General features: G+C 42.0%; 27 protein-coding genes. 10 read left to right on the forward strand and 17 right to left on the reverse strand.

All coding sequences use genetic code 11. The features are described from left to right. Positions 1-4 precede the first annotated feature (4 nt). The 8 genes from WA256_RS14560 to WA256_RS14595 form a co-directional block, all read right to left on the reverse strand. On the reverse strand, positions 5-688 hold the full coding sequence (locus tag WA256_RS14560) for a hypothetical protein (RefSeq protein WP_335992496.1): 684 nt from the start codon (positions 686-688) through the stop codon (positions 5-7). A 99-nt stretch (positions 689-787) separates the two neighbouring features. Continuing rightward, on the reverse strand, positions 788-2623 hold the full coding sequence (locus WA256_RS14565) for a DUF885 domain-containing protein (RefSeq protein ID WP_062566135.1): 1836 nt from the start codon (positions 2621-2623) through the stop codon (positions 788-790). 40 nt (positions 2624-2663) lie between these two features. Next, positions 2664-3797 (reverse strand): radical SAM family heme chaperone HemW, encoded by a 1134-nt coding sequence (gene hemW, locus WA256_RS14570; protein ID WP_335992497.1) that lies wholly within the window; start codon positions 3795-3797, stop codon positions 2664-2666. Further along, positions 3794-4393: an XTP/dITP diphosphatase gene (locus tag WA256_RS14575; protein WP_055021188.1), complete on the reverse strand. Its 600-nt coding sequence runs from the start codon at positions 4391-4393 to the stop codon at positions 3794-3796. The genes hemW and WA256_RS14575 overlap by 4 nt, the downstream gene beginning before the upstream one ends. Positions 4394-4400: 7 nt before the next feature. Then, on the reverse strand, positions 4401-4841 hold the full coding sequence (locus WA256_RS14580; RefSeq protein ID WP_054552668.1) for a DUF4426 domain-containing protein: 441 nt from the start codon (positions 4839-4841) through the stop codon (positions 4401-4403). Positions 4842-4899: 58 nt separating this feature from the next. Then, entirely contained in the window at positions 4900-5433 is a 534-nt protein-coding gene (locus tag WA256_RS14585; RefSeq protein ID WP_058586592.1) for a YggT family protein, read from the reverse strand. A 23-nt stretch (positions 5434-5456) separates the two neighbouring features. Continuing rightward, positions 5457-6278: a pyrroline-5-carboxylate reductase gene (gene proC, locus WA256_RS14590; protein WP_054562742.1), complete on the reverse strand. Its 822-nt coding sequence runs from the start codon at positions 6276-6278 to the stop codon at positions 5457-5459. 17 nt (positions 6279-6295) lie between these two features. Continuing rightward, positions 6296-7009 carry a YggS family pyridoxal phosphate-dependent enzyme gene (locus tag WA256_RS14595; RefSeq protein WP_175078648.1) on the reverse strand — a complete coding sequence of 238 codons (714 nt, stop codon included), beginning with the start codon at positions 7007-7009 and terminating at the stop codon, positions 6296-6298. Between the two features lie 2 nt (positions 7010-7011). On the opposite strand from WA256_RS14595, the gene WA256_RS14600 reads away from it, so the two are divergent. Genes WA256_RS14600 through WA256_RS14610 form a run of 3 tightly spaced genes read left to right on the forward strand, consistent with a single transcriptional unit; the run spans position 7012 to position 10073 of the window. Continuing rightward, positions 7012-8052: a type IV pilus twitching motility protein PilT gene (locus WA256_RS14600; RefSeq protein ID WP_054562740.1), complete on the forward strand. Its 1041-nt coding sequence runs from the start codon at positions 7012-7014 to the stop codon at positions 8050-8052. Positions 8053-8066: 14 nt separating this feature from the next. Next, positions 8067-9200 (forward strand): PilT/PilU family type 4a pilus ATPase, encoded by a 1134-nt coding sequence (locus WA256_RS14605; protein WP_054562739.1) that lies wholly within the window; start codon positions 8067-8069, stop codon positions 9198-9200. Then, entirely contained in the window at positions 9201-10073 is an 873-nt protein-coding gene (locus WA256_RS14610; RefSeq protein WP_244269404.1) for a hypothetical protein, read from the forward strand. It begins immediately after the preceding gene. Here the strand turns inward: WA256_RS14610 and ruvX are convergent. The 6 genes from ruvX to WA256_RS14640 all read right to left on the reverse strand — a co-directional run bounded on the left by ruvX (position 10070) and on the right by WA256_RS14640 (position 14331). Further along, positions 10070-10519: a Holliday junction resolvase RuvX gene (gene ruvX, locus WA256_RS14615; protein ID WP_054562738.1), complete on the reverse strand. Its 450-nt coding sequence runs from the start codon at positions 10517-10519 to the stop codon at positions 10070-10072. The genes WA256_RS14610 and ruvX overlap by 4 nt on opposite strands. 20 nt (positions 10520-10539) lie before the next feature. Next, positions 10540-11097 carry a YqgE/AlgH family protein gene (locus tag WA256_RS14620; RefSeq protein WP_054562737.1) on the reverse strand — a complete coding sequence of 186 codons (558 nt, stop codon included), beginning with the start codon at positions 11095-11097 and terminating at the stop codon, positions 10540-10542. A gap of 24 nt (positions 11098-11121) precedes the next feature. Next, positions 11122-12075, reverse strand: a complete 954-nt coding sequence (gene gshB / locus WA256_RS14625) for a glutathione synthase (RefSeq protein ID WP_062566130.1) — start codon at positions 12073-12075, stop codon at positions 11122-11124. Positions 12076-12143: 68 nt separating this feature from the next. After that, complete coding sequence (rsmE, locus tag WA256_RS14630; RefSeq protein WP_062566129.1) at positions 12144-12878, reverse strand: 16S rRNA (uracil(1498)-N(3))-methyltransferase; 735 nt, start codon at positions 12876-12878, stop codon at positions 12144-12146. Positions 12879-12947: 69 nt separating this feature from the next. Then, positions 12948-13409, reverse strand: coding sequence for a hypothetical protein (locus tag WA256_RS14635; RefSeq protein ID WP_058586585.1), 462 nt, complete (start codon positions 13407-13409; stop codon positions 12948-12950). Between the two features lie 28 nt (positions 13410-13437). Continuing rightward, positions 13438-14331, reverse strand: coding sequence for a DUF350 domain-containing protein (locus WA256_RS14640; RefSeq protein WP_054562733.1), 894 nt, complete (start codon positions 14329-14331; stop codon positions 13438-13440). A 72-nt stretch (positions 14332-14403) separates the two neighbouring features. Here WA256_RS14640 and glnE point away from each other — a divergent pair, with 72 nt between their 5' ends. Then, positions 14404-17190, forward strand: coding sequence for a bifunctional [glutamate--ammonia ligase]-adenylyl-L-tyrosine phosphorylase/[glutamate--ammonia-ligase] adenylyltransferase (glnE, locus tag WA256_RS14645; protein WP_335992501.1), 2787 nt, complete (start codon positions 14404-14406; stop codon positions 17188-17190). On the opposite strand, the gene WA256_RS14650 is transcribed toward glnE, so the two are convergent. The 3 genes from WA256_RS14650 to tolC form a co-directional block, all read right to left on the reverse strand. Next, complete coding sequence (locus WA256_RS14650) at positions 17187-17762, reverse strand: TcpQ domain-containing protein (protein ID WP_054562731.1); 576 nt, start codon at positions 17760-17762, stop codon at positions 17187-17189. The two genes, glnE and WA256_RS14650, sit on opposite strands and share 4 nt — an antisense overlap. Before the next feature lie 59 nt (positions 17763-17821). After that, entirely contained in the window at positions 17822-18748 is a 927-nt protein-coding gene (lpxL, locus tag WA256_RS14655) for an LpxL/LpxP family Kdo(2)-lipid IV(A) lauroyl/palmitoleoyl acyltransferase (protein WP_062566127.1), read from the reverse strand. Between the two features lie 107 nt (positions 18749-18855). Continuing rightward, positions 18856-20196 carry an outer membrane channel protein TolC gene (gene tolC / locus WA256_RS14660; RefSeq protein WP_062566126.1) on the reverse strand — a complete coding sequence of 447 codons (1341 nt, stop codon included), beginning with the start codon at positions 20194-20196 and terminating at the stop codon, positions 18856-18858. A 150-nt stretch (positions 20197-20346) separates the two neighbouring features. On the opposite strand from tolC, the gene WA256_RS14665 reads away from it, so the two are divergent. Genes WA256_RS14665 through WA256_RS14690 form a run of 6 tightly spaced genes read left to right on the forward strand, consistent with a single transcriptional unit; the run spans position 20347 to position 25837 of the window. Further along, positions 20347-20979, forward strand: a complete 633-nt coding sequence (locus tag WA256_RS14665; RefSeq protein WP_055197686.1) for an NUDIX domain-containing protein — start codon at positions 20347-20349, stop codon at positions 20977-20979. A gap of 9 nt (positions 20980-20988) precedes the next feature. Further along, positions 20989-21447 (forward strand): DUF1249 domain-containing protein, encoded by a 459-nt coding sequence (locus WA256_RS14670; RefSeq protein ID WP_054562727.1) that lies wholly within the window; start codon positions 20989-20991, stop codon positions 21445-21447. Then, entirely contained in the window at positions 21434-22216 is a 783-nt protein-coding gene (locus WA256_RS14675; RefSeq protein WP_335992506.1) for a metallophosphoesterase, read from the forward strand. The genes WA256_RS14670 and WA256_RS14675 overlap by 14 nt, the downstream gene beginning before the upstream one ends. Continuing rightward, on the forward strand, positions 22201-22761 hold the full coding sequence (locus tag WA256_RS14680) for a YqiA/YcfP family alpha/beta fold hydrolase (RefSeq protein ID WP_055021196.1): 561 nt from the start codon (positions 22201-22203) through the stop codon (positions 22759-22761). Before WA256_RS14675 ends, WA256_RS14680 begins: the two co-directional genes overlap by 16 nt. Before the next feature lie 33 nt (positions 22762-22794). Continuing rightward, the gene (gene parE, locus WA256_RS14685; protein WP_054552648.1) at positions 22795-24684 is read left to right on the forward strand and encodes a DNA topoisomerase IV subunit B; all 1890 of its coding nucleotides are present in this window, start codon (positions 22795-22797) and stop codon (positions 24682-24684) included. Positions 24685-24736: 52 nt separating this feature from the next. Then, positions 24737-25837, forward strand: a complete 1101-nt coding sequence (locus tag WA256_RS14690) for a PQQ-dependent sugar dehydrogenase (RefSeq protein ID WP_335992508.1) — start codon at positions 24737-24739, stop codon at positions 25835-25837. Positions 25838-25844 lie beyond the last annotated feature (7 nt).

Here is a 25844-nt window from a genome sequence, read left to right on the forward strand (position 1 = left end):
GAAGTTATTGATTGAGCGCGTTTAATAACTGCGCCGTTGGCACTTGCAAATAGGCCGCGCAAAGCAGCACTTTACTGTCGCTATTCGTTGGTTGATTGGCACCATAAAATTGCTTAAGGGTATTTACCAAGGCGCTGACTGCGCTAGGGCTGTGGCTTTGGTCGACTTCCATCATGGCTAATAATGCAGAGAACTCATGTTTGGCTAGCATTTGAGTCGTGCTGTTTAGCGCTATAAAGCAACCAATAGGAGTGAGCTGCTGCTTATTTAATGTTTTTAATGCTATGCCTAAGCTTTCATTGCTTTCAAATAACATTAACGAACGCAAGTAATTAAAGGGTAGGTTATCAGCCTGACACTGCGTAAATAAATGATGTAGTAAGGTATTGCCCTGATTGTCTGTTACACAAAAAGCATTTTGAAACTTAAGGCCAGGCGTGAAAAAGCTCAGTTTATCGATATCATCAATTAAGGCTACAGCTTCACTTGGCAGCGGGCTTGCTTCGAGTAAATGCGCTGCCACATTTTGTAAAAACAAGTATTTAACTTCACTACTGCACGCTAATTGATAGATATGTTGTAATTGTGCCGCTTGCAAAACTCCCGATAAACTTTGGTAATCGGCAATGAGTTCTTTTAACTGATGATGTTGAAGTCGGCTGTTCAATTGCTCAATCGCGCTTTGCATGGAAATACTCGTTTTTTATTATTTATACATTTATAGCTCAACTAGTTGTTTAAATAAATAAAAAAGGCCGCTGAGCGGCCTTTTTCAAGTCTTTATTGGTTAAGCTGCTTGTTTCTTAGCAACCCATTGGTCAACAAACTTCTCTAGTACATTTAACGGTACTGCACCATTTTTAAGTACTACATCGTGGAATTCACGAATATCGAATTTATCGCCTAGTTTTTCTTTAGCCGCTTCACGAAGCTCTAAAATTTTCAACATACCCACTTTGTATGCTGTTGCTTGTGAAGGCATTACAATGTGACGCTCAACCATTTTAACGCCATCAGACGTCGCATTTGGTGTGTTATTTACGTAGTAGTCGATACCTTCTTGACGTGTCCACTTCATAGCATGGATACCTGTATCTACTACTAGGCGACATGCACGCCATAATTCCATCGCAAGACGGCCAAAATCTGAATATGGGTCTTCGTATAAGCCCATTTCTTTTGGTACTAGCTCAGAGTATAAACCCCAACCTTCAACATACGCTGTATAGCCGCCAAACTTACGGAACTTAGGTACGCCTTCAAGCTCTTGCGCGATAGCAATTTGCATGTGGTGACCAGGAATACCTTCGTGGTATGCAAGTGCTTCCATCTGGTATGTTGGCATTGCTTCCATATCGTAAAGGTTTGCGTAATAAATGCCTGGGCGTGAACCATCTGGCGCAGGTTGTTGGTAGAACGCTTTACCAGCTGCTTTTTCACGGAATGCTTCAACAGCTTTAACTTTAAGGTCAGCTTTTGGCTTAACAATGAATAGCTCGTCTAGACGAGATTTCATATTATCGATAAGCGCTGTTGCCTCATCAAGGTAACGTTGTTTACCTTCAGCTGTGTTAGGGTAGTAGAACTGCTTATCAGTTTTCATGAATTGCATGAATGCTTTAAGGTCACCTTTAAAGCCTACTTTGTCCTTAATTTCACGCATTTCGTCGTGAATACGCGCGACTTCAGCTAAACCGATTGTGTGGATTTCTTTTGCTGTTAAATCAGTCGTTGTGGTACGTGCTAAAGCATTATTGTAGAACGCTTCACCGTCAGGGAATTTCCAAGCACCATCGCGGTCATCAGCGCGTTTTTCTAACTGAGCTAAGAAGTTAATTAGCTTAGTGTAAGAAGGTTTTACTGCTGCTTTTAGGGCTTTTTCAGCATCGCTGATAAGTGCTGATTTTTCGCTATCGGCAATCTCTAACGCATTAACTTTGCGTTTAAAGTCAGCTAGTAACGTTGAGTCTTCACCGTCATGGAATGGGGCGCCGCGTAAGATATTATTGCTTGAATCAATCACGTGTGGGAAAACAAACTTAGGCGCGATAATGCCTTTATCTGCACGTACTTCAAGGTCTTTGATTAGTTGATCAATAACCGTTGTAACACCATTTAAACGTGAGATATACGCTTTAGCATCAGATACATCGGCAATTTGATGTTGGTTGATTAAAAACGCAGGGATCATCGAGTGAACACCAAACATTTGGTTCACAGGGTAGTTGTAATGACGCCATTTGAAATCAGCAATTTCGTTTTCTAAATCTTGCTTTTTAAGGTCATAGCTTACTTTTGTTGCGTCATCTAATAGGTCACGGTTAATTGCGTTAAGCGCAACTAGGTCAGCTTTAGTTTGTTCAAAGTCTTCTAAAACGCGCTCTTCGCTGCCATCATCCCATTTGTCGTAATCTTTTTTGATGCCCATGTATGTTTGATAGATAGGGCTTTTCATTACATCACGGTTAAAAGTATCTTCGAAGAAGGCATTAGCTTTATCGATTTCACTTTGTACAGGTTGGCTTTGTACACTTGGTGCAGGCTTCGGTTGCTCTTGCATTTGTTGGCAGCCGCCAAGTAATGCAACACTTACCGCCGCAGCGATGAAGGTCAGTTTACGCATTATCGTTCCTTTGTAGTTGTTAGAAATTTAATTATAATTCTTAAACGAATAATTCTAGCAGGTCATTTAAAAAGCGGTGGCCTTTATGGCTTACCTGCCAGTTATCTTTATCATCAATTAGTAAGCCTTTTGCAATTGCATCAGTCAAGGCTTGTTCCTGACTTTGCAGTGACAAACTTGTAAGCAAAGGTAAATCAGCTTTGGGGCAGGGTTCGACTAAACGAAAACGATTCATAAAGAATTCAAAAGCTAAGTCGTCTTCTGCTACTTGCCATTGTTCGTATAAATACGGTTTGGCAAGATCCATATAACCTCGTGGGTGTTTTACTTTCACCGTACGGGTGATGACTTTATTTTCATCAGTAATTTTACCATGGGCACCGCAGCCGATACCGAGATAATCGCCAAATCGCCAATAATTCAAGTTATGACGGCATTGGTAACCGGGCTTCGCGTAGCCTGAGATCTCGTATTGCTCATAACCTGCTGCGGCTAGTAACGCTTGACCTTGTTCTTGAATATCCCAAAGGGTGTCGTCATGAGGTAAGGTCGGTGGCTTAGAAGCAAACTGAGTATTTGGCTCAATTGTTAGCTGATACCACGAGATATGAGGTGGATTAAGGGCGATAATTTTTTCAAGGTCACCCAAGGCGTCTGCAACAGATTGCCCAGGTAAGCCATGCATTAAATCAAGGTTAAAGCTGTTTAGCCCCGCTTGATGCGCCTGTTTAGCCGCATAACTTGCTTCATCAGCACCATGAATACGGCCAAGGGCTTTTAGCTTGTCATTTTGCATGCTTTGCACACCAATCGAAATACGATTGATGCCAGCGGCAACATATTCTTTAAAGCGACCTGTTTCGACGGTACCTGGGTTTGCCTCTAGGGTAATTTCACAGTCATCAGTTAGGCCAATTAATCTGTCGACTTCACCAAGTAGGCGAGTATAAGCGTCACCAGTTAATAAGCTTGGGGTGCCGCCGCCAATAAAGATGCTATGGATTTTACGCCCTTGCACTAAGTGCAAATCGGCCTTGAGATCATCAATTAGATGCTGAACGTATTCTTTTTCGGGGATCGTGCCTTTTTGGCCATGGCTATTAAAGTCACAGTATGGGCACTTTTGCACGCACCAAGGCACGTGCACATATAAACTTAAAGGCGGTAAACTCACAGGCCGCCTTTTTGCTGCAATTGCGCAAGTAATTGTTTTAAAGCTTGGCCGCGATGGCTAAGGGCATTTTTTTGCTCCTTAGTTAACTGAGCGCTAGTGCATTGCTCAGACGGTACGTAAAAAACAGGATCATAACCAAAACCACCCTGACCATCTTGGCTATAGGTGATTTCACCTTCCCAACTGGCACTACAAATAAGTGGTGTAGGGTCGTCGGCGTGGCGCATTAATACTAACACACACCAAAAACGCGCACTGCGAACTGGGTTATCAGCAAGCTCTTTTAGTAGCTTGTCGATATTATCTTGATCGCTGGCACCCGCACCGGCAAAGCGTGCAGAGTACACACCTGGTGCACCATTTAGACCGTCTACTTCAAGACCTGAGTCATCAGCAATCGCAGGCAAGCCTGTGATCTTTGCTGCATGGCGCGCTTTAATAATGGCGTTTTCAACAAATGTGGTGCCTGTTTCTGGCACGTCTGGCACTTGAAAATCGCTTTGTGGAACTACGTTAATATTAAGTGGGCTGAGCATACTAGCCAGCTCTTTTACTTTGCCAGGGTTACCCGTGGCTAAAACCAAGGTGTTGTTCATAGGTCTATTAATCTACGTAAAATTTTTGCTGAAACTTCAGCGTTTGTAGTTTGCCATTTTGATTAATTTCGATATCAAAACGGTAAATTTCTTCGTTGCTGTAATCGATTTGCGCGAGGTAATAAATCGCATCGCCTTCCACAACTTCTTTAAATGTAAGCTGTTTTTTATTACCAAGTAGGTTACGTGCAGTGCCAGTTAAAGTTGCAGTCTGCGCTGTTTTATCGCTGTTTTTTAATACCGAAATATTAATAATCCCTTTGCTAGGGCTACGCTCTAAATCATAGTTTTTAGCAATGTTTGGCTGAATAAAAGTCGATGGAAATGCAATGTAATGAACTTCCCAAGGGCCAAGAACTTTGTACTGGGCGCCTGCTTGTTCATCAGCTTTGGCAAAGGTTGTAAATAAACTCAATACAATCAAAGAAAAATAAATAAATTGCTTCATGGTATATCTCACTTAACAAAAGAGGCCTTTCGGCCCCTTACTGCTTAACGTTAAACGCTTAGCCAATTAAATCCATTACTAAAAACTGTAAAAACTGTAGACCAATAATCAACACTAAGATTGATAGGTCTAGACCACCTAGTGGTGGAATAATCTTACGAATAGGGCGCAACATCGGCTCAGTCAGCTGGTGGAATACAGCCTCAATAGGGTTGTAGCCTTGGCTTACCCAGCTCAGTAAAGCACGAATAATTAATACCCAAAATAGTAAGTTTAGGCCTTCTTTAACTACCGTAATTAACGCTTGAATAAATACCGGACCTGGCGCCCAAGCGTTATAAAACATCAGAAAAATAACACTGAGTTTTGCTACAGCAACTAAATAAGCAAGCACTAACGAGGCAATATCAAAGCCACCCACTCCTGGGATGATTTTACGAAGTGGGTTCACTGCGAACGAAGTGGCTTTCACCACAAACTGGCTCATAGGATTGTAAAAGTCAGCTTTTGCCGCTTGTAACCAAAAGCGTAAAAGGACCACCATTAAAAAGAGATCAAAAATAATCCCAACTAAAAAGTGCATGGCTTGCATAGTTTTACCTTCAAAAAGTAAGCTTAAAGTTCTTTTTCCATCGCTTCAGCGCGAGCAATACAGGCATCCATTGCATCTGCAACTGTGCCGACTAAACCTTGTGATTTAAGATGCTCAACAGCTTCGTGAGTCGTACCCCCTTTAGAGGTTACGTTTGCACGTAGCTGAGAAATACTGATGTCTGGTTGCGAAAGAGCCATTTCGGCAGCACCCAGTGCGGTTTGTTGCACTAAACGGCGCGCATCTTCATCACTAAAGCCAAGTGCTTTTGCTTTTTCTTCAATAGCTTCCATAAATAAGAAGAAGTAAGCAGGTGATGAGCCTGTAACAGCAATGATGTCGTTGATTTGTGACTCTTGCTCAACCCAAACAACAATGCCTGTACACTCAAAAACTTGTTGTACAAACTCGTGCTCTTCAGCGGTTTCATCCGCGCCGTATAGACCTGAAACACCACGACCTAGTAATGATGGTGTGTTTGGCATACAACGTACCATTTTCACATCTTGACCTAACATTTCACGTAAACGGCTAACGGTAAGGCCAGCGGCCACAGAAATAAATAGCTTGTCGCTAAAATCAACGCCTGAATCTTGGAATGATTGGCAAAGATCGCCCATCATTTGTGGTTTAACAGATAAGACAATCACATCTGCATCGCGAAGTGCCGCGTTGTTATCCGCGGTAGTTTGCACCCCGAAATCAGCAGCAACCTTAGCTAATTTTTCTTGGTTGCGATTGGTTGCAATGATGTTTTTTGCTGCAAAACCGTTCTTTACCATGCCGCCAATGATGGCGTAGCTCATGTTACCCGTGCCTATAAATGCGATTTTTTTGTCTGACATATGTCTGTTATCACCTTTTAATTTCGTTGGCCAAATATATCCGTGCCAATGCGTACCATGGTTGAACCTGCTGCAATCGCCGCTTCAACATCGTTACTCATACCCATCGACAAGGTGTCTACTTGGGGATATTGGGCCTTTAGTTTATCAAAGCAAGCGCTTAATTGCTCAAAATATTGTAATTGTAGCTGGGCATCGTCGGTTTTGGCAGGAATCGCCATCACACCGCGCAGGCATAAATTAGGACATTGATTGACGAATTCGGCCAATGCCATTAGCTCGTCTGGGTGGCAGCCTGACTTAGCCTCTTCTAAACTAATATTAACTTGAATTAATACATTGAGCGGGGCTTTGTCGGCTGGTCGTTGCTCATTAAGACGTTTTGCAATTTTAGTGCGGTCAACGCTTTGCACCCAATCAAAATGCGTGGCTACTTGGGCACTTTTATTTGATTGAATAGGGCCGATAAAGTGCCAAACAATGTCTTTATAATCTGCCAGTGCTGTAACTTTTGTTACCGCTTCTTGAACGTATGATTCGCCAAACTGGCGTTGACCATGCTCATAGGCAGCAATAATATCGTCGGCAGGTTTTGTTTTTGAAACAGCCAATAGGCTGATTGATTGCTCATCGCGGTGATTATTTTTTGCAGCTTGAGCAATTCTTGCGTAGGCGGATGTAAGTCGTTCTGCTATTGTAACCATATAATTATCAGTTGGTTGTGGAGTCATAAATGGATATTACCGAATTATTGGCCTTTAGTGTGCAACACAAAGCCTCGGATTTACACTTGTCATCAGGCGTATCACCTATGATACGTGTTGATGGTGATGTGCGTCGTATTAATATTCCAGCATTAGAACAAAAAGATGTAAATAGTCTGGTATACGATATTATGAACGATAATCAGCGTAAGGACTACGAACAAAATCTCGAAGTGGATTTTTCTTTCGAAGTACCAAACCTTGCGCGTTTTCGTGTTAACGCATTTAATTCAAACCGTGGCCCTGCGGCGGTGTTTCGTACTATCCCAAGTGATGTTTTAACGCTGGATGATTTAGGTGCGCCTGATATTTTTAAAACTATTTCCGATAATCCACGTGGTTTGGTGCTAGTCACCGGGCCAACGGGTTCTGGTAAATCAACCACATTAGCGGCGATGGTTGATTATATTAACCAAAATAAGCATCACCATATTTTAACTATCGAAGATCCAATCGAATTCGTACACGAGAATAAGCTGAGCCTTATTAACCAGCGTGAAGTACACCGCGATACGCATAGCTTCTCTAATGCGCTTAGAAGTGCACTACGTGAAGATCCGGATGTAATCTTAGTGGGTGAGCTGCGTGACCTTGAAACAATTCGCTTAGCGATGACTGCGGCAGAAACAGGTCACTTGGTGTTTGGTACCTTGCATACTACCTCTGCACCTAAAACTATCGACCGTATCATTGACGTATTCCCAGGTGAAGAAAAAGACATGGTACGTTCAATGTTGTCAGAATCATTACGTGCCGTAATCTCGCAAACTTTACTTAAAAAAGTGGGCGGTGGCCGAGTTGCAGCTCACGAGATCATGATAGGTATTCCTGCAATCCGAAATCTGATCCGTGAAGATAAAATTGCACAAATGTATTCATCAATTCAAACCGGTGCATCGCATGGTATGCAGACCATGGATCAATGTTTAGCAAACTTAGTTAACTACGGCATTATTACAACCAATGATGCGCGAGCTAAAGCGCAAGATAAAACCCAATTTGGTGGTTAACGGAGCTATTTAAAATGTCTTTACCTTTAAATCATTTTTTACAAGTTATGATCGACAAAAAAGGCTCAGACTTGTTTGTTTCGAGCCAGCTGCCTGTCAGTGCAAAAGTAAACGGTGAATTAATACCTTTAAGCGATGAAAAACTCTCTGATGAGGATTCACTTGCTTTGGTCGAGTCAGCAATGAACGACAAACAGCGCAAAGAATTTCATGACAGTAAAGAGTGTAACTTTGCAATTGCAACTGATGAAGGCCGTTTCCGTGTTTCTGCTTTTTGGCAGCGTGATAGAGCGGGTATGGTTATTCGCCGTATCGTAACGCAAATCCCAGATGTCAACGAACTAGGTTTGCCATCAACATTAACAGACGTGATTATGGCAAAACGTGGTTTAGTGCTGTTTGTAGGTGGTACCGGCACAGGTAAGTCAACCTCGCTTGCTGCGCTGTTAGGTTATCGTAACCGCAATCAGCGTGGTCATATTCTTACCATTGAAGATCCTATCGAATTTGTTCACGAGCATCGTAAAAGCATCATTACCCAACGTGAAGTTGGTTTGGATACTGAAAGCTTTGAATCAGCTCTAAAAAGCTCGTTACGTCAAGCACCTGATGTGATCTTAATTGGTGAGATCCGTTCACAAGAAACCATGGAATACGCACTCAGCTTTGCCGAAACGGGTCACTTGTGTGTGGCGACACTGCATGCGAATAATGCCAACCAAGCCATTGACCGTATCATGCACTTAGTACCAAAAGAAAAGCACGATAAGTTAAAGTACGACTTAGCACTTAACCTTCGCGCCATTGTTGCGCAGCAGTTGGTGCCAACTTCCGATGGGGAAGGGCGTGTTGCTGCTATCGAGATTTTGCTTAATTCACCTATGGTGGCAGAGCTCATCAAGCGTGGTGATATTGGCTCTATCAAAGAAACCATGGCTAAATCGAAAGAAATGGGCATGCAAACCTTTGATCAAGCCTTATTTGAGCTTTATAAACAGCGCCGTATTAACTACGCTGATGCGTTACACCATGCTGACTCGCCAAATGACTTACGCCTAATGATTAAGCTGCAAAACAATGAACAAAGTGGTGCGGGCTTCTTACAAGGCGTGACTATCGATGGTCTTGATGGAAAGAGTGACGAATAAATGTGTTTGCGAGTAAATTTAATCGGTTGGTTATTTTTATTGCTGAGTACCTTTCAGGTATATGGCAATGATAATAAAAGTGTGGTTATTTTTATTCGCGATGATGTTTATGACGATTACAGTCGCTTTTTGAATGGTCGCAAACCTCTTGAAGTTAAAGACTTCAGTGGTGCTTACATTCGCCGTGATGTGGTCGATATGATCATAGCTCAACAAGCACTGAGTTTAGGCGGTTTTACCAAGCCATTTCGTTATCACAAAGGTAATGTTAATTATCGCAATACCAAGCTGTTAGAAGATGGCCAGCTACTATTAAGCTTCGATAGTGTTTGGTCTGTTGATGCAAAGCAGCTAGTTGAGTCGGTATATATCTCTGACCCTGTGATTCGAAATGGTGAGTATTACGCGGGCATATTTACTTCACCGAACAATAAGAAAGTGCAGCAAGTAAAACAGCTTGCTGACTTTAAACAATTAACCGCAGTGTCAACGCCACGCTGGCAAACCGATTGGCAAACGTTATCTGCTCTGCCCTTAAAAGAGTTGCTCAGAGAAGATGAGTGGCTTGGGCAAGTCCGCACTGTATCGATGCAGTGGGTTGATTTTATGATGATGCCCTTAATGCCTAGCCTCAATAATCGCTACACATTAGAAAACATTGAACTGGTAGCTGTGCCAAACCTAGTGCTCCAGCTTAATGATAGCCGTCATTTTATTATTTCGAAGAGTCACCCCGATGGAAAAGCGGCCTTTGTTGCAATTCAAAAAGGGCTTGCGCAGCTTCGTAAAACAGGCGCAATTGAAAAAGCCTACCGAGAGGCAGGCTTCATTCCAGATTTAAACAACTATACGGTGATTAATAAAGCGCCTTAGTCGCCATAAAACTGCTCAAAAAAGCTTTCTAAGATGATCACCGCTGACATATTATCAACATTACCTTTACCAAGGTTTCGGTAGCCACCTTGTTCAAATAAACGGGCTTTGGCATCTGCTGTTGTTAGTCGTTCGTCCTGCGTTTCAACCGGTATAGCAAAGTGGTTATGTAAGCGGTTAGCGAACTTCTTGGCTTTAAAGGTAACTTCTTGATTGGTGCCGTCCATATTAAGCGGTAAACCAACCACCATTAAATCTGGTTGCCACTCATCCACCTGTTTTTTAATAAGTTGCCAATCAGGGATCCCATCTCTCGCTTTTACAGCTTGTAAGCTTGATGCTGTTCCAGTGAGTTCTTGACCAATGGCAATACCAATACTTTTGGTGCCAAAGTCAAAACCCATTACGGTGCGTTCACCGAGTGGCTTAAAAGTTCGTTTTGTCATAGTCTTAAAATTTATAAATGTTAGGCGTGGCCAGCTTCAGAGCTTAATTGCCCGATATCAAAACCCAGCATAGAAACGGCTTTTTCCCAGCGTTTTTCAACGGGTGTGTTAAAGATGATCTCAGGATCTGCTTTGATAATTAACCATGAATTCTCTAGCAGTTCTTGCTCTAGCTGTCCTTGATCCCAACCAGCATAACCCAGTGTGATAATAAATTGTTCAGGTGCTTCACTCGTAGTCAGGCTTGCTAACACATCTTTTGAAGTGGTGATCATAATATCACTACTAAGTTTTTGACTCGCTGCATAACCTGGTTTTGGTGAGTGCAAAACAAATCCGCGATCGGTTTTTACAGGTCCGCCTGCGTACACAGCTAAACCTGCAGCTTGCTTGCTTTTGTCGTTATCAATTTCGATTTTATCGAGTAGCTCGCCCACGGTGATATTGATAGGCTGGTTAATTACCAAGCCCATCGCACCATCTTGATTGTGCTCACAAATGTAAGTGACAGCACGCTTAAAAAAAGGGTCTTGCATGCTCGGCATTGCGATTAAGAAGTGATTCTCTAATGACTGCATAGGTCGCCCCTTTTGTTGTTTAATTTAAGTATGGCTCAGTTTTCTTTCAATGGCATCAAATAAGTGACCAGTGATTGAAATGTCATAAGCGGCTTCAATCTCTTTTACACACGTTGGCGCAGTGACATTGATTTCAGTTAAACGGTCGCCAATGATATCTAGACCAACAAAAATAAGGCCTTTTTCTTTCAGCGTAGGTGCTACAGCCTCTGCAATTTTACGGTCTGAATCGCTAATCGGGCGTGCTTCACCTCTACCACCTGCTGCCAAGTTACCGCGCGTTTCGCCATTTTGTGGGATACGAGCTAGGCAATACGGCATTACTTCACCATCAACCACAAGTACGCGTTTATCGCCTTGCTTGATTTCAGGAATATAGTTTTGTGCCATTGCAAAACGACTACCATGTTCGGTTAGCGTTTCGCAGATCACACCAATATTGGCATCATCTTCTTTAACTCTAAAGATAGATGCACCACCCATACCATCTAGCGGTTTTAAAATAATATCTTTATGCTCAGCTAAAAATGCACGAATGTCTGCTTGGCTACGTGTTACTAAAGTATCTGGCGTATGTTCGCTAAACCAAGCTGTGAATAGCTTTTCGTTAGCATCGCGTAAGCTTTGCGGCTTATTGATTATAAGCGTGCCAGCTTGCTCAGCACGCTCTAAAATATAGGTAGCGTAGATGTACTCAGTATCAAAAGGCGGATCTTTACGCATTAAAATAACGTCTAAATCTGCTAAAGCAATGGTGGCTTTTTCTTCTAATTCATACCAGTGATTTACATCATCAAACACACGGGCTTTGGCGGCTGTTGCAAAGCCTTGACCTTGACGTAGAGAAAGGTCATCCATTTCCATGTAGTAAATTTCGTAACCGCGCTTTTGCGCTTCCATCATCATTGCAAAGCCAGTGTCTTTTTTAATATTAAAGCCACTAATTGGATCAGAGATTATGCCTAGCTTAATTGCCATATTTTTGCCTTAGAATCGTATGCCATACTATGTTTTGTTACTTTGATATATGGGTATTTTTACGGTTTTCAATTCGCTAAATCGCCAAACTGTAATTGTAAAGCGCTCAATACCGTCAGAGCGGCTGTTTCTGTTCTTAGAACACGTGGGCCTAAGCGAATATCAACAAAGTTTTGCTGTTTAGCAATGTCAATTTCTGCATCGGTAAATCCACCTTCTGGGCCGACTAAAAAGCGCACTCCTTCGTTTGGTACTTGAATAGTTTTAATACTGTGCTCAGCACGTGGGTGCAAAGTAAGTTTAATCGCCTCACTTGCTTGTTCTAGCCACTCTTTTATATCGATAGGAGGGTGTACAACAGGCACAAAATTACGGCCTGATTGCTCTGCAGCGGCAATTGCAATTTTTTGCCATTGTTGATGTTTTTTAGAAAGGCGATCGCCGCTTAGTTTTACGCCACAACGTTGGCTAAAAATTGGGGTGATTTCTGTGATACCCAGTTCAACAGATTTTTGAATAGTGAAATCCATTTTATCGCCACGAGAAATGCCTTGGCCCAAGTGAATTTTTAAAGGCGATTCAACATCATGATCAACAAATTCCTGAGGCTCAACGACGACATTTTTTTTGCTGACTTCAATAATTTCACTGAGGTATTCACCTCCTTCACCATTAAAAATCGAAACCTTATCACCGACTTGCATACGCAATACACGGCCAACATGACCTGCTGCATCATCATCAAGTGCTACTGGGGTGTTTAAAGAAATCGCTGAAGGTTGGTAAATATGTGGAACTCGCATGGCTGTCACTTATCAATAAATTTAGCAATATGGTAAGTATACAGCGGCTTAGGTGCAATTATTTATTTGTTATTTAAATTCGTCTTTGGCACTTAAAACATCTGCAGTGGTTTCGGCAATCTCAGATTGGCAAGAAAGGTGGTTAATGTGAGCAGCATCCGGGCAAGGTGTAAAACTAAAGCTATGTCCATCTTGTTGCACTAAGTAACGTATTTTGTGCAGTGAGTTATAAATAAACTTTTGAGCATCATTCGCCAGCTGATAGTCGGTGTGATTAATCAGTACACCTTGAATATCGTGGTGTTCATGTAAATAGCTGGCGAGTTCTGAGACACTAATTTCATTACTAAAATCGCAATAGCAATAATCTTTAACGAGTTGATCAAACATGAGTTTAACCATATGGCGGCTATTAGCGCCAGCCACAACTAGAGTCGAATTTTCGGCATTTGCAAAGTAGTGCTGAGCAAATGCGCGGCTAAACTCATCATCTATATCAACTAATAAATAATTATTAACTTTAAAGGGCATAATGCCTCACGATTCAAATACTTCCGTATCAAATTGAAAACATACTTATTAGTAAATAGCCTATTGCACCGAAAACGGCAAACTCTATACAGGCTATGCCAATGTTATCTTGGTGATCTACTTCTAACGATGTGTCGATATTAGGTAGAGAGATATATTTAATAATGTAGCTCAAAATATATAACAATACCCACATTGCACCGCAATGAGATACTAGAGTGAATAAATTTTCTACCATCTTACCACTAATAAATGATGCACTGGCAAGACCAGCATAGCCCGCAAGTGCTAGGCCGATAGACTTACCTGCGTAGCGAATGCCAATAGAGGTATTTTCAAGGTTAAAGTTACTTTGTAGTGATGCACCTTGGTTGGCTTTTGCAAAGCGGTATTCACGAATTTTACTATCAAGGGCAAACATACCTTGCAGCACAAAAAAGCTCACAGTGGCGATCAATAAGCTGCTGTAACCTTGGGTATGGCACCAGTTATAAAGGCCAAGAGCGATAATGCAGTTAGCGATTAACATGCCTGAATCGACCAAGGCGGCGCAAACATTTTGTTTGAGTATGGCTGCTTCTTCATTAAAGCGATGCAAAATCCATTTACGATGAATTAAATGACCTATTTTTATAAAGGCAAATAACAGCACAATGAGTAAAAGTACTTTTAGCGGATTAGATTGGGCTGCACTTAAGCTAATTTCATCGAATATATAAGCGATGGTGGCTATAACGACCATAATTTCGCTGGCAAAGCTGATCCCCATGGCAAAGTTATCATGTTGCGCAAGCTCTTCTTTAAGCGCTTGTTTTGCTTTGATTTGCGTTAGAATACGTAGCAGTACTATAGTGACGCAAATTACAGCGAAACTAATAGCAATCGCGACTAAACTAGTGTTAGATAGTGATAAATATGACATGCAGGTCCCTGCTAAATAATTCTTTGATAATCATTCTAGTACGGTTATTGGCAAGTTAAAAGAGAGTATTTAATGAGTAATTTACACGCGCTTCCCGAGTCACTTCATCAGTTAGGCCAAACCCGCTTCGCGAGCTTGTATAAGGGGCAAACTGAGCAACAAAAAATTATTAACTTGCTGTCTTTAAGTGACTTTGCGTGGAACTGCTTACAATCTCAGCCTGATTTAAAAGACTGGTTACTTGATGATAAGGAGCTTGCTAATCGTGCAGTTGAAGCTCCGTTAAGTAATTCTGAAATCAATGAACTGGACGACAATGCTGCGCTGGCAAAGCTGCGTTTGTATCGAGAAAAGTACTGGTTGAAAGTGGCTTTTCTTGATTTGTGCTGTGCAAACCCAATTGCCGATAGCATCGCTTATATCTCGGCCCTTGCAAACCAGCTTATCGATAGTGCTAATCAGTGGGCCTTTGCGCAGGTAGCTAAAGTCAGTGGTATGCCGCTTGATGATGACGGTAATGCAATGCCAATGTTAGTTTTAGGTATGGGCAAACTTGGTGGGGGAGAGCTTAACTACTCATCTGACATAGATTTAATTTTTTCTTATCCTCGCGATGTTGCAACGCAAGGGGGGCGCCGCTCCATTGAAGCCCAGGTGTTTTATACCAAAGTGGCGCAAAAGCTAATTATGGCGCTTAACCAGACCACGGTAAATGGCCAAGTATTTCGAGTCGATATGCGCCTGCGCCCATTTGGTGAAAGTGGGCCTTTGGTAATGAGCTTTCATGCAATGGAAGATTATTATCAAGAGCAAGGACGTGAGTGGGAACGCTACGCCATGCTAAAAGGACGATTAATTGGTACTGAAAACCGTTATTGGGATGAATTTTATGAATTGCTACGGCCGTTCGTTTATCGCCGCTATATTGATTTTTCGGTGATTGAATCGCTGCGTAAAATGAAGCAAATGATTGCCCAAGAGGTACGCCGAAAGCGCCTTACAAACAATATCAAATTAGGTGCAGGCGGCATTCGAGAAGTGGAGTTTGTGGTGCAAGCGCTACAAATGGTTCGAGGCGGCCGTGAAGCTAACCTACAAACTCAGTCACTGCTAATTGCTTTAAAAGAGCTGGTTAACAACCAAGTGATGTCGAATAAAGAAGCTGAGTTATTAACACAAAACTATTTAGACTTACGTCAAATTGAGCAGTACCTACAGATTTTCGATGATAAGCAAACGCAAACCCTACCTGATGACGAGTTAAACCAGCAACGTTTATGCTATTTGCTCAATAAAGATGATTTTGATCAGTGTTTAACTAGCATTGAGCAGACCATGTCTCAAGTCCATGGTGAGTTTGAACAAGTGATTGGCTTTGAAAGCGAAACAGCGGATCCGTGTGAAAGTGAGTACATTAGCGCTTGGGAAATGACAGATGTAAGCCTAATGTGTGAGCCGAATCTTGACTGGCAAGCGGCGCTTGAAGATTTTAAAGCGCGCTTAACTAAGGCGAAAATTGGCAGTCGAGGTCGTGATATCCTCGATAAATTAATGCCCCTTTTACTTAAACAGCTAACAGTTACAAAAGCCAGTAGCGATGCTTTTACCATGATCTGCCAAGTGCTCAACAAGATCATCTCACGAACTGCTTACCTAGAGCTGTTATACGAAAACCCAGGTGCCTTAAATCAACTGGTAGCACTTTGCTGCCATAGTAAATGGATTGGCGAGCATATCTCTCGTTACCCAATTTTACTTGATGAGCTGATAGATCCGCAGGTGCTCTATAAACCAACGCCTTTATCTGCTTACAAAGATGAAATTAGGCAGTATTTCTTACGTATTGAGCATGGCGACTTAGAGCTGCAAATGGAAGCACTTCGTCAGTTTAAACAAACGCATCAGTTACGCATTGCAGCAGCCGATGCAACCGGTGTACTGAGTGTGATGAAGGTAAGTGATCATCTTACTGCGCTTGCTGAGGCTATTGTAGAGCAAGCGGTCAATATTGCATGGCATGCATGTGTTGAGCGCTTTGGTCGGCCAGCGAATACCTCAGATCAAGAAAAGGGCTTTGCGGTTATTGCTTACGGTAAAACTGGCGGCTTTGAAGTTGGCTACGATTCAGACTTAGATCTGGTATTTGTGCATAACCACGATGGCAGCAGTTATACCGATGGTGATAAGTCGATTGACTCGCGTCAGTTTTACTTAAAGCTTGCGCAGCGTTTAATGCATCTATTCAACACGCGAACTGCGTCAGGCATATTGTATGAGCTTGATACTCGTTTACGTCCTGAAGGGGCATCGGGTTTACTAGCTATTAATTTAGAAAGTTACTACCACTATCAGCAAACTCAAGCATGGACCTGGGAACATCAAGCTTTGGTTCGTTCACGCATGATTTATGGGCAAGATTCGTTGCGAGAGCGTTTTGCACAAATCCGCAAAGACGTTTTGTGCCAAGCCCGCGATAATGAGAAGCTAAAGACTGATGTCGTTGAGATGCGCGAAAAAATGCGTGCTCACCTTGCTAAAGGCAATGATGATCTGTTTGATTTAAAGCAAGATAGGGGCGGTATCACAGATATTGAGTTTATCACTCAGTATCTGGTGCTAAATAATGCTATGCAGCACTCTGAGCTACCGACCTGGTCCGACAATGTTCGTATTTTAGCTGATGCTGCACGTTTAGGCTGTATTACTGAGCAAATGCAGCAAGAATTAGTGGCTGCGTATATTGCCTATCGTTCACGTTATCATGTAATGAGTTTGAATCAGCAAGGGCGTTGTGCGCCTCGTGCTGAGTTAACTCAGCACATCGACTTAGTAAGTCAGGCGTGGCGGCAGGTGTTTTAGCTTTTTAAGCGACGGCAGTTTTCGCGCACATAAGCAGAGGGCAGCTCAGTGATAACCGCGGCTCTTTGCTTAAAGCAAAAATAGGTGTAAACCTCATTTTCGAAATCATCGTTGATGGCGCGGCCAACCTGATAAAGGGTTGAAACAAAGTTACTATCAACACGAAAATGATCTTTTACAACATAATCTTTGCTTAAATACCAGTACAGTACGATATCTTCGTGACGGGCATAGTCAGAGAGTACATCTTTTAAGGTGTTACCGTTTTCAAAGCGGCGCGGTTGAATATCACCAGTCCAGTTAGGTGATGAAGGCTCTACGACCTTTTCGCGTTCAAAAAGTGCGACATCTAAGCTGGTTTCTGGCGTAGGTAATTTAAGAACGTATTTATCGCGCTCATTATTCTTGTTATTTACTTGGTTACGTAGCGCCGCATAAAAGCGCGATAATCCTTGCGCTGCAGCATTTTTGGTATCTTTAATGTCCATTACTGGACCACTACCAAATAAAAAGTAAATAGCAGCAGCAATCAAAATAACAGCTAATGATAAATGCTTAACCCAAAACCACATTTCTAATACTCTTGTTGTTGATTAGCTTTATAAAACCATACAAACAGCAAAATGTCACTCTACTTGTAATAAGAAGGTGCATTCTTATCTGGGCGAGTTTTAAAGCGACGGTGAAGCCACATATACTGTTCAGGCGCTAAATCGATAGCTTGTTCCATACGCTGATTTACGTGGGTAACGTCTGCAAGGTCATCGCCACTTGGGAAGTTTTCAAGTGCAGGTAATACCTCTAGATGGTAGCGACCCTCTTCATCACGACGGCTCGTTAAGCTTACTGTTTCGCAGTTACGGCTACTTGAAAATAACAGCGTTCCTGTTGTTGTTGCTGCTTCTTTTACCGCATAAAAAGGCGCAAATTCGCAGCGGTTACGGCCGTAATCCTGATCTGGCAAATAGTAGCAAACCTTTTTATTTTTAAGTGCTTGCAGTAAGCCTTTAACATCTTTTTTGCCAATTAAGTATTCGTTAGAACGAAGACGACCGTTAGTCGTGAAATATTCCATTAAAGGGTTGTTATGCGGGCGATAAAAGCCAATACCTTGGTGTTTTACACCCATAATACGGCTCGCCATTTCTAGGTGTAAAAAGTGTGGCACAAGTAACAGCACACCTTTACCTGATTGCTGAGCTTTTTCAAAGTGTTCTAGGCCTTTAACAGAACCAAACACTTTATTGATTCGCCATTGGGGCCACCACCAAGCCATGCCGGTTTCCATCATTGCAATACCGGTATTTTCCATATTTTTACGAACTAATTCGCGTTGTTCATGCTCTGGCATTTCAGGAAAACATAAACGGATATTTACCTCCGCGATGTGGCGACGACGTTTCATAAAACGGTGTACTAGACGACCAAGCAGTTTTCCAAGTGCTAATTGTAATTTATGTGGTAACCAAGAGATAAGATATAAAAAGAACACGCCAATCCAAGTTAACCAGTAACGAGGGCCTAAAAAAGACGCTTTAAAAGGAGAAGAACTAACCACAAAAAAATCTCTAAAAATAAAAAAGCTAGTTTAACTGTATGTCTATAAAAATACAAAAAAGCCAGCACGAGGCTGGCTTTACGATAAGGACTTTATAGAAGAAATGCTTAGATTTCTTTTAAACCTTGGTTAATTGCAACAAGGTCTTCGCTAGTTAGTGTACCAGCAGCTTGTTTCAAGCGAAGTGTTGAAACAACATAGCGGTAACGAACGTTTGCTAAATTACTTTTTGCATTGTAAAGGTTTTGCGTGCTGATCAGTACGTCTACGATAGTACGTGTACCAACTTCAAAGCCTGCTTCAGTTGCTTTAAGCGCACTTTCAGCAGAAACAACAGCTTGTTGTAGCGCTTTATAAGTAGCAATGTCAGACACTACTTGGTTGTACGATGTGATAACCGAGCGAGTTACTGCACGTAAGCTTGCTTCTAAATCTTCACTTGCCGCAACATAGAAAGCGCGTGCTTGATCTGTCGCTGCTGTTGTTGCACCACCTGAGTAAATAGGTAGGCTGAAGTTAACACCAATACTTGCACTGTCTTCGCGTGGTTGGTGTGAGTTGCTGTTTAGATCAGTTAGGCTGTCTCCGTATGAAGCGCTTAATGTTAGCTTCGGATAGTGACCAGCTTTTGCTAAATCGATTTGATCTTTAGCAATATCAACCGTTACTTTTGAAACTTGCAGATTTAAGTTTTGGTCTTTTGCAATTTCAATGTAGTCAGTTGACTGCTTTTTAGGTGCAACTGTTGAAAACGTTTCAGTATTCAACATGTCTAATTTCGCGTGGTATTTACCAGTGATTTCGCGAAGTTGCTCACGCGCTGTTTCAACACTGTTCTTAGCAACGATTTCTTGTGCAACAGAGTTATCGTACTGAGCTTGCGCTTCGTGTACGTCAGTGATTGCAGTTAAACCTACCGCATAACGCTCTTTAGTTTGTTGTAATTGGCGCTCGATGGCACGTTTTTCTGCTTGAACAAACTCAAGGTTATCGATTGCACTTAGTACATTGAAGTAACCCTCAGCTACACGAACGATTAAGTCTTGGCGAGCAAAATCATACTGAGCGTTTGCTTGTAATGCTTGTTTATCTGCAATACCCAGTGAATTCCACGCACCTAAATCAAACAGTGTTTGGCTTAAGCTAATACCACGGCTAAATTCATCAGGGTCATAGTCATAACCTGTATAACCCGTTGCATCATTACCCTCGTAAAGATCTGATTTGGTTGATTGGTAACCAAGACTTAGACCAATTTGTGGTAATAGTGCACTTAACGCGCGATCGCTCTCATAGGCTTGTGCATCTGCTTGGGCTTTTGCTTTAAGTACGGTAGGATCGTTTGCTGTCGCAATCTCGTAAACTTGTAGTAAGTCTTCAGCATAACTAGCTGTTGCAGTCAGTGCGCTTGAAAAACCGATCAGCGCAGCGAGTAGTGTTTTTTTCATTGTTCGTTCAGTCCTTAGACAATTTTGTACTGTGACCATGGTACTCTTTTTTAATGAATAACCAAAAAAAAATTACGTAAATCTGCATGTCCAAGTGTAACAGAATATAATTGGCCGTAACATTTACTTAAAACGCAAAGGAAATAGTGAATGAAAATATCAGCAATCTCACAATTTAATCATGATGACATAGAGTTAAAGCCGATTGAGCGTGTTTATGATGGTTTCTTTAAAATTAATACTTACCGCTTTCATCATGCATTGTTTGCTGGTGGCAAATCAGTAGAAGTTAAACGCGAAATTTTAGAGCGCGGCCATGCTGTTGCTGTACTTCCTTATGACCCTGCGACTGACCAAGTTTTGTTAATCGAACAAATTAGAATCGGGGCACTCGCATCAAAGCAGTCACCTTGGTTACTTGAGTGTATTGCAGGCATGGCAGATGGCAGTACTGATTACGAAGATGTAGCGAAGCGCGAAGCATTCGAAGAAGCCGGTATTGAGCTTAACGAGCTGGAATTTATGATGTCGTATCTTTCAAGCCCAGGCGGCACCACTGAACGTTTGTATTTATATTTAGCGCGCACTGACTTAGCAGGGTATCAAGGCGGTATTTTTGGCCTTGATAATGAAGATGAAGATATCAAAACCCATGTAATGTCATACGATGAAGCTATGCTGCGTTTAGAACAGGGTGAAATAGACAATGCAGCGACAGTTATCTCATTACAGTGGTTAGCACTGAATAAGCAACGTATACTGTCTGATTGGAAAAACTCATAGGGGATTATTTTGTCGTACGTCAGTGCCCAGCAGCGTTATATTCAAAGCTTACCTAAGTACTTAACTTTGTGTGAGCATAATTACGTGCGTGCGCTCAAGTTATTACCCAATGAGCGCCGCATAGGTCAGGAGCGAAAGGTACAATTAGGGCACAGCACTTTTGCGGTTAAAGTTGACGATACAGCAAAATACACCACAGATATTTCTATCAAACAAGAAGCCGGTCATTTACCTTCGGTTAAGCCTTTGTATTTAACGGTACGTATGTATCATGATGCGAAAGTCGCTGAAATTGTGCATCATGATTTTCATCAGCGCATCAAGCCTTCCTATGCTTACCCAAATCCGAATATGCATCAAAAAGATGAAAAATATCAGCTTAACGCCTTCTTATATGACTGGCTGGTGGCTTGTGTTGAAAACGGCCGAGCAGTCTTAAATTGGGATGTAAATAATGGCTTGGTATAGTAACGCCTACCATTTTGATAAAACAGCACTGAAAGTTGCCCATATCACTGATTGCCACTTATCAAAAGACACAACGGGTGAATACTTTAGCGTGAATACGGCAGCGTATTTTGGGCGCTGTTTACAGGCTATTGCTGAGCTCGATGTGGATTGTGTGGTATTTGGTGGTGATTTAACACAAGATCACAGCACTGAGTCTTACCAGCTTTTTGCTAAATTAATAGCTGACTCAGCGCTGAGTTGTCCGGTGTTTTGGTTGCCGGGTAATCATGATGAACTTGGTGAATATGAAAAGCTTTCAAGCCCGCAAATTTTAAACAATAAGCGCATTACCTTTTTAGGTGGGCAGTTGCTGTTGGCAAACTCAAAAGGCCCGACGCCAGCAGGTTGGGTAACACAAACGCATTTAGATGAATTAAGCCAAGCGGTAGGGCAGGTACCTAGCGTGGTGTTTTGTCATCATAACCCGCTGCCTATTCAAGCCTACTTAGATAAACATATGCTAGAAAATGGCCCACAGTTTTTAAATACCTGTGTTAATACTGAGCAGTGTGTGGGGGTATTTCATGGTCATGTGCATCATGAGTACACGCAAACCTACCGTAACCTTAGTGTGTATGCGACACCTGCCAGTTCAATACAGTTTACCAAACACACTATGGCGTGGCAGCAAGAGGATTTAGGCCCCGCATTTCGAATCATCGACTTAATAATTGATGAGCAACAAAACTTACTGTTAAGCACGGATGTAGTATGGCTAAACGAGTAATTTATATTCATGGCTTTAATAGCTCTGAGCAATCTTACAAAGCAGTTCGTTTTGGTGAGCACATGGCGCAATTTGATGTCGATTATCAGGTGCCGCGATTAACTCATGAGCCATTACATGCAATTTTACAATTAGAACAACTGCTAAATGATGATACTGTATTACTAGGTAGTTCATTAGGCGGTTTTTATGCGACCTATTTGTCGCAACGTTATTCGATCCCTGCAGTGGTTATTAACCCTGCGGTTCGCCCATTTGAGTTACTCGATAACTATTTAGGGGAAAACTATAACCCGTATCAAGACAGTCACTATGAACTTGGTACTCGTCACATGGATGCATTGCGCAGTTTATATTTGCCGCAATTAGACACCCCTTCATTGATTTATTTGCTACAGCAAACGGGCGATGAAGTACTACCGTTTCAGCAGGCGGTTAAATATTATTCTCAGTGTAAGCAACACGTTGAATTTGGAGGCGATCATAGTTTTATCGGCTTCGAACAAACCTTTGCAAGTATTGTAGATTTTCTTAAAATCACGTAAAACATAGCTAAGCGCATAAAAGATATAAAAACTATGAGTCAGCAAAATTATAACGCCGAAGCAATTGAAGTCTTAAACGGATTAGAGCCCGTAAAACGCCGCCCAGGTATGTATACCGACACGGTTCGACCTAATCATTTAGGTCAAGAAGTTATCGATAACAGTGTCGATGAAGCAATGGCAGGTCATGCCACTAAAATAGATGTCATCCTTCATGAAGATAACTCCCTTGAGGTTATCGATGATGGCCGTGGTATGCCGATTGATATTCACCCTGAAGAAGGTATTCCGGGGGTGGAACTTATTTTTACCAAGCTGCACGCCGGTGGTAAGTTCTCTAATAAAAACTATCAGTTTTCGGGTGGTTTACACGGTGTAGGTATTTCGGTTGTAAATGCGCTATCGACTCGTGTTGAAGTCACTGTGCGCCGTGATGCGCAGCAATTTCGTATGGCCTTTGAAAACGGTGACAAGGTTGAAGACTTAAACGTCATTGGCACTGTAGGTAAACGTAACACAGGTACAACCGTGCGTTTTTGGCCTGATGCTAGCTATTTTGACTCAGCTAATTTTTCTATCACTAAGCTTAATCACTTATTAAAAGCCAAAGCGGTATTATGCCCAGGCCTGCGCATTAAGTTTACTAATAAGCAAACCAAAGAAAGCCAAGAATGGTATTACGAAACAGGTTTAAAAGATTACCTAGTTGAAGCAGTTAAAGGTTTTGAAGTATTACCAAAAGAGCCGTTTATTGGTGACTTTTCAAGTTCAACAGAAGGCGCTGACTGGGCGGTTGTTTGGCTACCTGAAGGCGGTGAATCAATCGCTGAAAGTTATGTAAACTTAATTCCTACTGCACAAGGCGGTACACATGTTAATGGTTTACGCCAAGGCTTGCTTGAAGCTATGCGTGAATTCTGCGAATTCAGAAACTTATTACCGCGTGGTGTAAAGTTAACGCCAGATGATATTTGGGAGCGCTGTAGCTACGTATTATCGGTTAAAATGCAAGACCCACAATTTGCAGGCCAAACAAAAGAGAAGCTTTCATCTCGCTCATGTGCTGCATTTGTATCTGGTGTAGTGAAAGACTCATTTAGTTTATGGTTAAACGAGCATACAGAAACGGCAGAATTATTAGCTGAGTTATGTATCTCAAATGCGCAGCGCCGTTTACGTGCCGCTAAAAAAGTTGTGCGAAAGCGTGTTACCTCAGGCCCTGCATTACCGGGTAAATTAACTGACTGTAGCGCCCAAGATAATGACCGTACTGAACTGTTTTTAGTAGAGGGTGACTCAGCGGGTGGCTCAGCAAAACAAGCGCGCGACCGTGAGTTCCAAGCAATTATGCCGCTGCGCGGTAAAATCTTAAATACCTGGGAAGTTGAATCTGGGCAGATTTTAGCATCGCAAGAGGTGCATGATATTTCTGTCGCTTTGGGTATTGACCCTGATTCAAGTGATTTATCTGGTCTGCGCTATAACAAAATTTGTATTTTGGCCGATGCTGACTCGGATGGATTGCACATTGCTACCTTGCTTTGTGCGCTGTTTGTTCGCCACTTTCCATCGCTTATCAAACAAGGCCATGTGTATGTAGCTATGCCGCCGCTATTTCGTATCGACATTGGTAAAGAGGTTTACTACGCCCTTGATGAAGACGAAAAGAACGGTATTTTAGCGCGCATTGAAGCTGAGAAAAAACGCGGTAAGGTTAATGTTCAACGCTTCAAAGGCTTAGGTGAAATGAACCCGTTACAATTACGCGAAACCACCATGGATCCTAATACGCGTCGTTTAGTGCAATTAACCTTAGACGAAGAAGAGCAAACCATGGAAATGATGGATATGTTACTTGCGAAGAAACGTTCGTCAGACCGTCGCCAATGGTTAGAAGATCACGGTAACCGCGCAGAAGTTTAATAAAGGGTGTAGCAACCTAGTTGCTAGCAAAGAATTAAAGGGCAAGACAAAAATGAAAAAACTACTGACCTCATTATTATCGCTGAGCTTGTTATCAGCGCCTGTAATGGCAAAAGATATTCTTGATAAATTAACAGTTGCTGATGGTTTTGCTATAAGCCTGTTTGCCGATGATGTTGAAAACGCGCGTCAAATTGCGGTATCAAAAAGAGGCATTGTTTACGCAGGTTCGCGTAAAGCAGGTAATGTTTATGCACTGATTGACCACAACAGTGATGGTGTTGCAGATAAAAAGATTGTCATTGCTACAGGCCTTGAAATGCCATCAGGTTTAGCAATTAAAGATGGTGATTTATATGTGGCTGAAGTGTCACGTATCATTCGTTTTAAAGACGTAGACAAAAACCTAAAAGATCCTAAGTTTGACGTGGTATACGACAAGTTTCCGACTGATCGTCACCATGGTTGGAAGTTTATTAGTTTTGCGCCAACCGGTGAGCTAATTGTGCCAGTGGGTGTGCCATGTAACATTTGTGCGGAAGACGACAAATACGGCCGCATCTTCTCGTTAGATGTGGATACAAAAGAAATTAAAACCATAGCCAAAGGTGTTCGTAACTCAGTTGGTTTTGATTATCACCCTACAACGAATGCATTTTGGTTTAGTGATAACGGCCGTGACATGATGGGCGATGACATGCCACCTTGCGAAATTAACCGTGTTGGTGAAGGTGAAGAGGGCGCGCATTATGGTTTCCCTTATGTTCACGCTGGTGCGATTTTAGATCCTGAGTTTGGCAAAGGTAAAAGTATTGCTGACTACAAATCGCCAGCCCTTGCACTTGGTGCTCATGTTGCTCCTCTAGGTATTCATTTTTATAACGGTAAGCAGTTCCCTGCTAAATACAAAGAGCAGCTTTTTGTTGCTGAGCATGGTTCGTGGAACCGTAGTAAAAAATCAGGCTATAAAGTGATGCTAGCAAATGTTGAACAAGGTCGTATTACTAATTACACCCCGTTCATCACAGGCTTTATGCAAAACGAAGAAACATTTGGTCGCCCGGTTGCATTTGCAGAACTTGCAGATGGCAGCTTATTGATCTCAGACGACTTTGCTAATGTGATCTATCGCGTTAGCGCTAAGAAAAAATAGGTAAGCG

It is taken from the genome of Pseudoalteromonas sp. CH_XMU1449-3, from assembly GCF_037027245.1.
In the GTDB taxonomy this organism is placed as follows: domain Bacteria; phylum Pseudomonadota; class Gammaproteobacteria; order Enterobacterales; family Alteromonadaceae; genus Pseudoalteromonas; species Pseudoalteromonas shioyasakiensis.